This window comes from Sphingomonas paucimobilis NBRC 13935 (genome assembly GCF_000739895.2).
GTDB lineage: Bacteria > Pseudomonadota > Alphaproteobacteria > Sphingomonadales > Sphingomonadaceae > Sphingomonas > Sphingomonas paucimobilis.
On sequence record NZ_BBJS01000013.1, the window covers coordinates 95,284 to 104,935 of the forward strand.

At 65.1% G+C, this 9,652-nt stretch carries 11 protein-coding genes and 1 tRNA gene; 4 read left to right on the forward strand and 8 right to left on the reverse strand.

Going from position 1 to position 9,652, the window contains the following annotated elements; translation table 11 throughout:
• Positions 1-53: 53 nt before the first annotated feature.
• Positions 54-1,565: an ABC1 kinase family protein gene (locus SP6_RS04595; RefSeq protein ID WP_007404382.1), complete on the reverse strand. Its 1,512-nt coding sequence runs from the start codon at positions 1,563-1,565 to the stop codon at positions 54-56.
• Between the two features lie 7 nt (positions 1,566-1,572).
• Positions 1,573-2,400: a type I methionyl aminopeptidase gene (gene map / locus SP6_RS04600; protein ID WP_007404296.1), complete on the reverse strand. Its 828-nt coding sequence runs from the start codon at positions 2,398-2,400 to the stop codon at positions 1,573-1,575.
• A gap of 39 nt (positions 2,401-2,439) precedes the next feature.
• On the opposite strand from map, the gene SP6_RS04605 reads away from it, so the two are divergent.
• The 3 genes from SP6_RS04605 to SP6_RS04615 all read left to right on the forward strand — a co-directional run bounded on the left by SP6_RS04605 (position 2,440) and on the right by SP6_RS04615 (position 4,453).
• On the forward strand, positions 2,440-3,222 hold the full coding sequence (locus SP6_RS04605) for a competence/damage-inducible protein A (protein ID WP_007404266.1): 783 nt from the start codon (positions 2,440-2,442) through the stop codon (positions 3,220-3,222).
• A gap of 62 nt (positions 3,223-3,284) precedes the next feature.
• Positions 3,285-4,262 carry an SDR family NAD(P)-dependent oxidoreductase gene (locus SP6_RS04610; protein WP_007404416.1) on the forward strand — a complete coding sequence of 326 codons (978 nt, stop codon included), beginning with the start codon at positions 3,285-3,287 and terminating at the stop codon, positions 4,260-4,262.
• Positions 4,263-4,379: 117 nt separating this feature from the next.
• Positions 4,380-4,453 (forward strand) — tRNA-Gly (locus SP6_RS04615).
• Between the two features lie 27 nt (positions 4,454-4,480).
• Here the strand turns inward: SP6_RS04615 and SP6_RS04620 are convergent.
• From SP6_RS04620 to SP6_RS04630, 3 genes are all read right to left on the reverse strand, one after another.
• The gene (locus SP6_RS04620) at positions 4,481-4,933 is read right to left on the reverse strand and encodes a L,D-transpeptidase family protein (protein WP_007404359.1); all 453 of its coding nucleotides are present in this window, start codon (positions 4,931-4,933) and stop codon (positions 4,481-4,483) included.
• 221 nt (positions 4,934-5,154) lie between these two features.
• Entirely contained in the window at positions 5,155-6,090 is a 936-nt protein-coding gene (dmeF, locus tag SP6_RS04625; RefSeq protein ID WP_007404414.1) for a CDF family Co(II)/Ni(II) efflux transporter DmeF, read from the reverse strand.
• 24 nt (positions 6,091-6,114) lie between these two features.
• Positions 6,115-6,390: a metal/formaldehyde-sensitive transcriptional repressor gene (locus SP6_RS04630; RefSeq protein ID WP_007404344.1), complete on the reverse strand. Its 276-nt coding sequence runs from the start codon at positions 6,388-6,390 to the stop codon at positions 6,115-6,117.
• A 110-nt stretch (positions 6,391-6,500) separates the two neighbouring features.
• Between SP6_RS04630 and SP6_RS04635 the strand changes: the two genes are divergently transcribed.
• The gene (locus tag SP6_RS04635; RefSeq protein WP_007404353.1) at positions 6,501-7,364 is read left to right on the forward strand and encodes a hypothetical protein; all 864 of its coding nucleotides are present in this window, start codon (positions 6,501-6,503) and stop codon (positions 7,362-7,364) included.
• On the opposite strand, the gene SP6_RS04640 is transcribed toward SP6_RS04635, so the two are convergent.
• Genes SP6_RS04640 through hmgA form a run of 3 tightly spaced genes read right to left on the reverse strand, consistent with a single transcriptional unit; the run spans position 7,354 to position 9,616 of the window.
• Positions 7,354-7,713, reverse strand: a complete 360-nt coding sequence (locus tag SP6_RS04640; RefSeq protein ID WP_007404283.1) for a Rieske (2Fe-2S) protein — start codon at positions 7,711-7,713, stop codon at positions 7,354-7,356. The genes SP6_RS04635 and SP6_RS04640 overlap by 11 nt on opposite strands.
• Positions 7,710-8,342, reverse strand: coding sequence for a maleylacetoacetate isomerase (maiA, locus tag SP6_RS04645; protein ID WP_007404481.1), 633 nt, complete (start codon positions 8,340-8,342; stop codon positions 7,710-7,712). The genes SP6_RS04640 and maiA overlap by 4 nt, the downstream gene beginning before the upstream one ends.
• Positions 8,339-9,616, reverse strand: coding sequence for a homogentisate 1,2-dioxygenase (gene hmgA / locus SP6_RS04650; RefSeq protein ID WP_007404405.1), 1,278 nt, complete (start codon positions 9,614-9,616; stop codon positions 8,339-8,341). The genes maiA and hmgA overlap by 4 nt, the downstream gene beginning before the upstream one ends.
• Between the last annotated feature and the right edge of the window lie 36 nt (positions 9,617-9,652).

A 9,652-nucleotide genomic window follows, 5' to 3' on the forward strand; every position in this document is an offset into this window, starting at 1 on the left:
CGCGCCTTTAGCGAGGTGTCGCGGCTTCGTCACTATCGCTGTTGGTCGATCGACTATCCCAGATGCATCGCGACCGCGATCGTGACGCCCGACAGGGCCAGCGCGGCGGCGATCCAGCCGGCGCCGACACGGATCGCGGCTTCGATCCCGGCGGTCGATACGGCGGGGCTCTCACTCTCCAGCTTGCGGGTGGTCGCGCGGATCAGGCGAGGTAGGTCATCGCTGATCCGATCCAGTTCGAGCGCGAGGGCGGCTGCGCGCTTGCCCCAGCGTTCGGGGGACAGCCGCGCTTCGACGATGCGCCCGGCGGCGCGGCGAAGCGCATCCGACAGGTTGAAGTCGGGTTGGATGCCGCTCAGCACGCCGTCGATGGTGATCAGCGCCTTGAACAGCAGCAGCAGGTCCGGCTGAAGGACGATCCGTTCCTCGCGCAGGATCGGAAAGATGTCGGCCAGAATGGCGGCCAGGCGTAGCGAGCCACCGCCATGCCGGGCGATCAGCCGATCGGCGACGGCGTCGAAGCGGTCGGGGGCGATATCGTCGGTCTGCGACCATTGCTTCATCGTCTCGGCCAGCAGGGCGGAGTCGGTGTTCATGATCGCCTGGGTGAAGGCGATGACCTCTTCGCGCCGACGTGGGGAAACATGGCCGATCAGCCCCAGGTCGAGCATCGCAATGCGGTTGCCGGGCAGGCAGAGCAAATTGCCGGGATGCGGGTCGCCGTGAAAACGCCCGGTGATCAGCGTCATGTCCAGGACGATGTCGGCCCCGACCGCCGCGATCGCGGTCGGATCGATCCCCGCCTGCTCCAGCGCCGCTGCATTGCGGGGCGGGACGCCGTCGATGAAGTCCATGACCAGCAGGGTTTCGGACGTTCGGCCCCAATGGATCGTCGGTATCACCACGCGGGGCTCGCGTGCGAAATCCTCGCGCAACCGGTCGGCGTTGCGGCCTTCGTTGGTGAAGTCCAGCTCCTCCAATATCTCCCGGCCCAGTTCGCGCACCATTCCTGCGGCGCCGTAGCGCCTGGCCTCGGCGTTGGTCGCCTCGACCATCGCGGCGAACTGGGTCAGCAGGCGGAGGTCCGCTTCCATGATCGGCCGGATGCCGGGGCGGCGGATCTTGAGCACGACCTCGGTGCCGTCCTCCAGTGCGGCACGGTGGACCTGCGCGATCGACGCGGCGGCGAGCGGCTCGGCGTCGAAGCGGGCAAAGGCGGTTTCGGGTGGCTCACCCAAGGCGGCCTCGACTTGCTCGCGCAATGCCGAGAAGGGGAGGCGGGGGGCGGCGCTATGCAGATGCTCCAGCTCGGCGATCCACTCGGGCGGCAGCAGATCGGCACGGGTGGCCAATATCTGGCCGAGCTTGACCCAGACCGGCCCCAGCGCTTCCATCGCCTGTCGCGTGCGAGCGGGCAGATCGAAGGGCAGGGCGTCGGGATCACGCCGCGCCGGATCGAGCCCCAGCCGGGCGAGCAGGACATCAAGCCCGAAGCGCGACGCGGTCGCGATGACTTCGGCCAATCGTGCGCGATCCCGCGCCGCGACGCGAATCGCCCCGAGCATCGTCACCTCAGATATAAGGGGGCTGGGTGTAGCCGGCGGGGCTGAGCGTGAAGATTTCGCAACCCTCTTCGGTGATGCCGATCGAATGCTCGAACTGCGCCGACAGCGACCGGTCGCGCGTCACCGCGGTCCAGCCATCGTCGAGCAGCTTCACGTCCGGGCGGCCGATATTGATCATCGGTTCGATGGTGAATATCATCCCGGGCTTCAACTCGGGACCGGTGCCGGGCCGGCCGACATGGACGACCTCTGGCGCGTCATGGAACAACAGGCCCAGGCCATGGCCGCAGAAATCGCGGACCACGCCATAGCGATGCTTTTCGGCATGACGCTGAATGGCGTTGGCGACGTCGCCCATATGGTTGCCGGGCTTGGCCTGCTCGATGCCCAGCATCAGGCATTCATAGGTCACTTCGACCAGCTTGCGCGCCTTCAGCGGCACGTCGCCGATCAGGTACATGCGGCTGGTATCGCCGTGCCAGCCATCGACGATCGGGGTGACGTCGACATTGACGATATCGCCGGACTTCAGCGCCTTGTCCGACGGAATGCCATGGCACACGACATGGTTGATCGAGACGCAGGTCGAATGGGCATAGCCGCGATAGCCCAAGGTCGCGGGCACGCCGCCGTGCTCGACGATGAAGTCGTGGACCAAGCGGTTGATCTCGGCGGTGGAAACGCCCGGCACCATGTGCGGGACCAGCATGTCCAGCGTCTCGGCGGCCAACCGGCCGGCCTTGTGCATGCCCTCGAACGCCTCGCGGCCCCACAGCTTGATCGCGCCGTCCCGCCCTTGGGGCGCATCGGCGGAAACGGTCACATAATCGGTCATGCGGCGGATATAGCGTGGCGTCGTGCGTTTTGCGAGGCTATGTCACGCGGCATGGAAACTGCCCCCGCCCCCGAGCGCATCTGGACCGCCGCGCTGGTCGTCATCGGTGACGAAATCCTCTCTGGCCGAACGCAGGATCGTAACATCGCCCAGCTCGCCGCCTGGCTGAACGTGCAGGGCATCAGGCTGGCCGAAGTGCGGGTTGTCGCCGACCGGATGGATGCGATCGGGGAGGCGGTGAACGGCTTGCGGGTACGCAACGATTATCTGTTCACCACAGGCGGTATCGGGCCCACACATGACGACATCACCGTCGACGCCATTGCGGCCGCACTGGGCCTGCCGGTCATCGAGCATCCCGAAGCGCGGGCGATCCTGGAGGATTATTACGCAACGCGCGGCGGTGTGACGCCGGCGCGTGCCCGTATGGCGCGGACGCCGGAAGGCGCTTCGCTGATCCCCAACCGCGTATCCGGGGCGCCCGGCATCCGGATCGGCAATATCTTCATCATGGCGGGCGTCCCGCATATCACCGCCGGCATGCTCGACGCCCTGACCGGTACATTGGAAGGCGGCCGGCCGGTCGTGTCCGGCACCATCGGTTGCTGGGTCGGGGAAAGCGAGGTAGCGGATCTTCTACGCCAGGCGGAAAAGACGCATGAGGGTGTGGCGATCGGCAGCTATCCCTTTTTCCGCGAGGGGCGGACGGGCGCCAATTTCGTGGTGCGCAGCCCGGACGCGGCGCTGGTCGCGACCTGCATTCGTGACTTGACCGTCGCCTTGGAAGGGCAGGGGCACCATGTGATCGCGGAAGGCATCTGATTTTAGCCTGTTTTTAACGGCTTGGTTCCCATTATGGCAAACAGCATGACGGTGATGCCGATATGACAACGCCCATCCTGGTCACGGGCGCCGCCGGCTTTATCGGCCATGCGACCGCGCATCGCCTGTTGGAACGCGGTGAGACGGTGATCGGCATCGACATCGTCAACGACTATTATGATCCCGCCTTGAAGGAGGCCCGCCTCTCGACATTCAATGGCCGGCGGGCTTTCACCTTCCACCGAATGGACATCGCCGACGCCGATGCGATCGCACGGCTGGTTCGAGAGAATGGCATAGCCCGCGTCATCCACCTGGCCGCCCAAGCCGGGGTTCGCCACAGCATCGCCAATCCCTTCGCCTATGAACGTTCGAACCTGGCGGGCCATTTGGCGGTGATGGAGGCGTGCCGTCATCAGCCGGGATTCGCGCACCTCGTCTATGCCTCATCTAGTTCGGTCTATGGCGACCGGCCCATGGGCGGGCAGGGGTTCAGCGAGGACGAGCCTTCGGTCGCCCCTGTCTCCCTCTATGCGGCGACCAAGCGGTCCTGCGAATTGATGAGCCAGTCCTATGCCGCGCTGTACGGCTTTCCGCAGACGGGATTGCGTTTCTTCACCGTCTATGGGCCTTGGGGTCGGCCCGACATGGCCTATTTCTCGTTCACCGACCGCATCATGGCCGGCCAGCCGATCGAGGTTTACGGCGAGGGACGCATGGCGCGTGACTTCACTTATATCGACGACATCGTCGATGGCATCATCGGCGCGCTCGACCATCCGCCGGAGCAAGGTGGACACCGCATCCTCAACATCGGCAACAGCCATCCCGTTCCGCTCATGGATATGATCGCCACCCTGGAACACGCCTTGGGACGTGAGGCGGTGAAGGTCATGCGGCCGATGCAACCGGGTGACGTGACCGCGACCTATGCCGACATATCAAAGCTGCACGCCATTGCGGGCTATGAACCGAAAGTCAGGCTGGCCGAGGGATTGGGGTGCTTCGCGAACTGGTACCGGGATTATTACCGAGTTTGAGCAGAGCCTTTCCGTCCGAAAAGGCGTCGTAACCCGCTTGCCAAATTGATTGCGCTTCAATAGGTGCCTTTCCATCGCGACCGCGATCATGCCGCCAAGGCAAACTTCCTTGGTCGCGCGGGTGTAGCTCAATGGTAGAGCAGAAGCTTCCCAAGCTTACGACGAGGGTTCGATTCCCTTCACCCGCTCCATTTTCGTGAATGTAAATCTCTCGGACGTCAGCCGATGATCGACTGGCCCAGGGTCATCGTCTTGCCATTGGTCACGATCACCCGGTCCCCAATCCGGGTGGCGTTGAACAGCTTGCGGGCAAAGCCGGTCGGCACGCCGATACAGCCATGGGTGGCGTTGCCGTATTGAACATCGCTGGCGTGGATCGCGATCCCGTCATTGGTCAGCCGCAGCATATAGGGCATCGGCGCGTCATAGAGGTTGGAGACGTGATCGGCATCCTTTTGCAGGATCGGGAACACGCCGAGCGGGGTCGGCATATTGTCCGCGCCATAGATGATCGCGGCCGTCCCGATCTCATAGCCGTCGCGGAAGATCGAGACGACCTGCGCCGCGAGGTCGACCGTGATCACCACCGGTCCCTGCGGCGCGGCGCTCTCGTTCCAGACATAATCGCCATGCCGCAGTGGCTTTTTCAGGTCGAGGATCTGGCGGACCACGAAAGGGGTGGGGGGGGGCGATGCGATCGGCGTCGGAGGCGGTAAGGGCGAAGGCGTGGCGGCCACCGGTTTGGGCGACCTCGGGACCGGCTCTGCCGCCGGAGTATCGGCACGGCGCAGGAGCATCGCGCCACCGCCAAGGGCCCCGAGCAAGATCGCGCCAGCCAGAAATTGCAACGCTCGCATGCCGATAGACCTAATGGTTGCCGCTGAACGAAGCGTTAGCGGATTTCGACCGTGACATGCCCCACCGCCGCCATGCCCGCCAGTCGGCCGTGGATCGTGGCGCTGCTGAGCGGCGTTCCGACACCCTCGACGGCCAGCACGACGGCATGCGCGGTCGGGCCGATCCGCCAGATATGGAAATCATGAATGCGCGTGTCGCCGGGGCCTTCGACCCGGTCGCGGACCTCGCGCGCCAGCTTGGGATCGGCGGCATCGAGCAGTACCGAGGAAGCCTGCCGCATCAGCCCGATCGACCAGTTGGCGATCACGACGGCACCGAGCAGGCCGACTGCCGGATCGAGCCAGACCCACCCCAGATAGCGACCGGCCACCAGCGCCAATATCGCCATGACCGAGGTCAGCGCATCGGCCAGCACATGGACATAGGCCGCCCGCATATTGGTGTCGCCGCCATGGCGGTCATGCTGATGGTCATGCCCGTGATGATCGTCGTGATCATGGCCATGGCCGTGATGATGGTGATGACCATGATGATGTCCGCCCGAGAGCATCAAGGCGCTGATCAGATTGATTGCCAGCCCCAGCACCGCGACCATGATCGCGTCGCCGAAGATGACGGGATGCGGCTCGGCTAGACGGGTAATCGACTCATAGGCGATGAACAGCGAGACGAGGCCCAGCACCATCGCCGATCCGAACCCGGCCAGCTCGCCGACCTTGCCGGTGCCCCAGCTATAGCGGGGATTGGCCACGTGCCGCTTGGCATAGGAATAGGCGATCGCCGCGATCCCCAGCGCGCCGACATGCGTCGCCATATGAAAGCCGTCCGCTAGCAGCGCCATCGACCCGGTCCAATAGCCGGCGACGATCTCGCCCACCATCATCAGCGCTGATAGCCAAGCGACCGCTGCGGTGCGCCGGGCATTATGGTCATGGGCGTGGCCCAGATAATCATGACTATGGGTGATCATGACGTCGTCCTCAGGCTTTCCAAATCAGCGAAAATGACGGCGGAGCAGCTTGGCCAGCTCGGCGGCGGCGGCGTTGCGCTCGGCATCGGACTGACCGGGGGCTGCGACATGGGCGTGCAGATGGTCCTCGACCAGTTCGTCCATCAGGCCCGCGACCGCACCACGCACCGCCGCGACGAGGTGCAGTGTCTCGGCGCAATCCGCATCCGCCGTCACCGAGCGTTCGATCGCCGCGACCTGCCCCGCGATCCGACGGACGCGGGCGATGATCTTTTCCTTGCTCGTTGTCACATGCGCCATAATGGATAGGGGTATAGGGTATATCGAGTTTAGCCGCAATCCTCGGGTTGCCGCAGGCCTTTCCCTCCGCCAAAAGCCTCGGACTGGGATGGCCAAAGGGGAATAAGATCATGCGGTTGTGGCGGCGATGGGCGCTGGCCCTGATGGCCCTGTGCGGGACCACGCCGGTCTCGGCCGAGTCGATCCTGTTCGTCGGCAACAGCTTTACGTTCGGCGCACATTCTCCGGTGATGCGCTATCGGCCCGATGTGGTGCGCGATCTGAACAAGGAGGGCATCGGTGGGGTGCCCGCCCTGTTCAAGACCTTTGCCGAGCAGGCGGGGCTCGACTGGACTGTCAGCCTGGAGACGTCGCCGGGCAAGGATCTGGCCTTTCATTACGAGCAGAAGCGGCGCGAGATCGATCGCCGCTGGGATGTCGTGATCCTTCAGGATTACAGCACATTGGACGCGCAGAAGCCCGGCGACCCCGTGCGCCATGTCGAGGCGGTCGGGCTGATCGCCGACCTGCTGCGGCGGGCCAATCCGCGCGTCCGGATCGAGCTGGTTTCGACCTGGAGCCGCGCCGACCTGACCTATCGCACGCCCAGCCCCTGGCATGGCAAGCCGATCACCGCGATGGCGGACGATCTGGCGGCGGCGAATGCCTATACGCTGCGACGCCGGCCCGATCTGGCAGGGGCGATCCCGGTGGGGCAGGCGTGGAACCGGGCATGGCGCGAACGGGTGGCCGATCCCAACCCCTATGATGGCATCGCCTTTGGCCAGATCGATCTATGGACCTGGGATCAATATCACGCCAGCGCGGCGGGCTATTATCTCGAAGCGCTGGTCGTGTTCGGCAAGGTGACGGGTTTCGATGTCCGCCGCCTGGGCGAGGAGGAACGGGCAGGTCGCGATCTGGGGCTGGAGCCGCGCATGGTCGGGCGCCTCCAGGCGATTGCCCAAGCCGAACTGACGGGCGTCAGGCCGTAACGATCATGCCGTCGCGAAGGGTAACCGGCCAGGGGGTGAGCGCCTGGCCCGCACAGGGGCCGCCCAGACACTGACCATCCTCGATCGCAAAGATGGCGCCATGCCAGGAACAGGCGATCCGGTCGCCACGCGGTGTCAGATAGGCATCCAACTCCTGTGCCAGCGGCAGCCCCATATGTGGGCAGCGATCGACATAGCCATGGACCTGCTCCCCCCGGCGCACGACGAAGCCGTGAAAGCGGCCCGCCCGCATCTGGATGACGAAATTGCGCGCGCTACCATCGGCGATCGTCTCCAGCGGACCGAGCCCGATGCCGGCCGGCGTGCTTGTCAGTCGTTCTTCGCTCATCCCGCATCGCCCTGGGCTTCGGGCGCCGCGTCCGGCACGAGGGCATGCAGGCGGGCGGCGCTGGCGGTCAACAGGGGATAGGGGCTGAGATCGACCGCGAACCGCTGGGCATTATAGACCTGGGGCAGGATGTGGCAGTCAGCCAGGGTCGGCCTGTCGCCATAGGCATAGCCGTCACCATGTTGTGCGATCAGGGTTTCGAGCGCCGCCAAACCCTCGCTGACCCAATGGCCGATCCAGCGGCGTATGGCGGCTTCGTCGGCGCCCATATCCTCGCGCAGGCGGGTCAGGACGCGTAGATTGTTGATCGGGTGAATGTCGCAGGCGACGATCGCCGCCATGGCACGAACGACCGCTCGGCCAACACTTTCGCCGGGGAGCAGCGGCGGATCGGGATAGCGCTCCTCCAGCCATTCGAGAATGGCCGGGCTTTGGATCAGCGGACCATCGGGCGTCTCCAGCACCGGGACCAGCCCCTGTGGTTGAAGAAGCCGATAATCCTCGGCCCGTTGCGCGCCCCTGCGCAGGTCGTGGGCGACGCTGTCATAGGACAAACCCTTCAATCCCAGCGCCAGCCGAACGCGGTAGGCCGCGCTCGACCGCCAATAGCCGTGGAGCGTCAGGCTCATGGCAGCTTGGCCTTGGGGAAGTCCTTCCATACCGCGTCATAATCGAGTTGGGCATGGGCCAGCGCATGCTCGGTCGGCCGATAGGGCCAGCAGCTTTCGACCATGAAGGCCATCGTCCTCTCGATGCGATGCGGCTTCAGCTCAGCATGGCTAGCCCCCTGCCAACTGGCCAGATCGGGCCCATGGCCCGCCATCAGATTGTGGAGCGAGAGGCCGCCGGGACGGAAGCCCTCTGCCTTGGCGTCGTAAGCGCCCGTGATCAGGCCCATCGCCTCCGACATGACGTTGCGGTGGAACCAGGGCGGCCGGAACGTGTCTTCCGCCACCATCCAGCGCGGCGGGAACAGGACGAGGTCGGCATTGGCCCGGCCGGGCACGTCGCTGGGCGAGGTCAGCAGGGTGAAGATCGACGGATCGGGATGGTCGAAGCTGACCGTGTTGATCGTGTTGAAACGCGATAGATCATAGCGCCAGGGGGCAAGATTGCCATGCCACGCCACGACGTCGAGCGGGCTGTGATCCAGCGTCATCGTCCAGAGCGAGCCGAGAAACTTCTGTACGACCTCGGTCGGCTCGTCGCGATCCTCGAACCAGGCGACCGGCGTCTCGAAATCACGCGGATTGCCCAGGCCATTGGCACCGATCGGGCCAAGATCGGGCAGCCGGAACAGGCTGCCATGGTTTTCGGCGACATAGCCCGCCGCTTCGCCATCGGGCAGTTCGACCCGGAACCGCACACCGCGCGGGACCAGTGCGATCTGGCCCGGCGCGATGTCGATACGGCCGAGCTCGGTCAGGATCGTCAGCCGCCCGGACTGGGGCAGAAAGACGAGTTCGCCATCGGCATCGACGAACACCCGGTCCATGTCGCGATTGCAGGCATAGACATGGACGGCGACGCCTTCGAGATCCGCCGGATCGCGGTTGGCGAGCATCGTCGTCATGCCGTCGATCCAGTCGGTGTCCGGTGGCGTCATCGGGGCCGGATCCCAGCGCAGTCGATTGGGGGGCAGGGGGACGTCGCTCGTACCGGGGGCGAAGCGCGGTGCGCCGTCATAAGGCTGATAAGGCGGGTGCTCGGCGGTGGGGCGCAGACGATAGAGCCAGGAGCGACGGTTCTCGTGGCGGGGCGCGGTGAAGGCGGTGCCGGAGAGCTGCTCGGCGTATAGGCCGTAAGGGGGGCGCTGCGGCGAGTTGCGCCCGACCGGGAGCGCGCCGGGGACCGCCTCGGTCGCGACGTGGTTGCCGAAGCCGGGGATGTAGGATTTTGTCATCTCTTTTTCTCTCCTCTTCTCGACGCTTTTTCCTCC

Bases quoted from the DNA above. Each gene is read 5' to 3' on its own strand.
- SP6_RS04635 (WP_007404353.1), top strand. From the start codon at position 6,501: ATGCGGTTGTGGCGGCGATGGGCGCTGGCCCTGATGGCCCTGTGCGGG.
- SP6_RS04610 (WP_007404416.1), top strand. From the start codon at position 3,285: ATGACAACGCCCATCCTGGTCACGGGCGCCGCCGGCTTTATCGGCCAT.
- SP6_RS04640 (WP_007404283.1), bottom strand. From the start codon at position 7,713: ATGAGCGAAGAACGACTGACAAGCACGCCGGCCGGCATCGGGCTCGGT.
- map (WP_007404296.1), bottom strand. From the start codon at position 2,400: ATGACCGATTATGTGACCGTTTCCGCCGATGCGCCCCAAGGGCGGGAC.
- SP6_RS04605 (WP_007404266.1), top strand. From the start codon at position 2,440: ATGTCACGCGGCATGGAAACTGCCCCCGCCCCCGAGCGCATCTGGACC.
- hmgA (WP_007404405.1), bottom strand. From the start codon at position 9,616: ATGACAAAATCCTACATCCCCGGCTTCGGCAACCACGTCGCGACCGAG.
- SP6_RS04630 (WP_007404344.1), bottom strand. From the start codon at position 6,390: ATGGCGCATGTGACAACGAGCAAGGAAAAGATCATCGCCCGCGTCCGT.
- maiA (WP_007404481.1), bottom strand. From the start codon at position 8,342: ATGAGCCTGACGCTCCACGGCTATTGGCGGTCGAGCGCGGCCTACCGC.
- dmeF (WP_007404414.1), bottom strand. From the start codon at position 6,090: ATGATCACCCATAGTCATGATTATCTGGGCCACGCCCATGACCATAAT.
- SP6_RS04595 (WP_007404382.1), bottom strand. From the start codon at position 1,565: ATGCTCGGGGCGATTCGCGTCGCGGCGCGGGATCGCGCACGATTGGCC.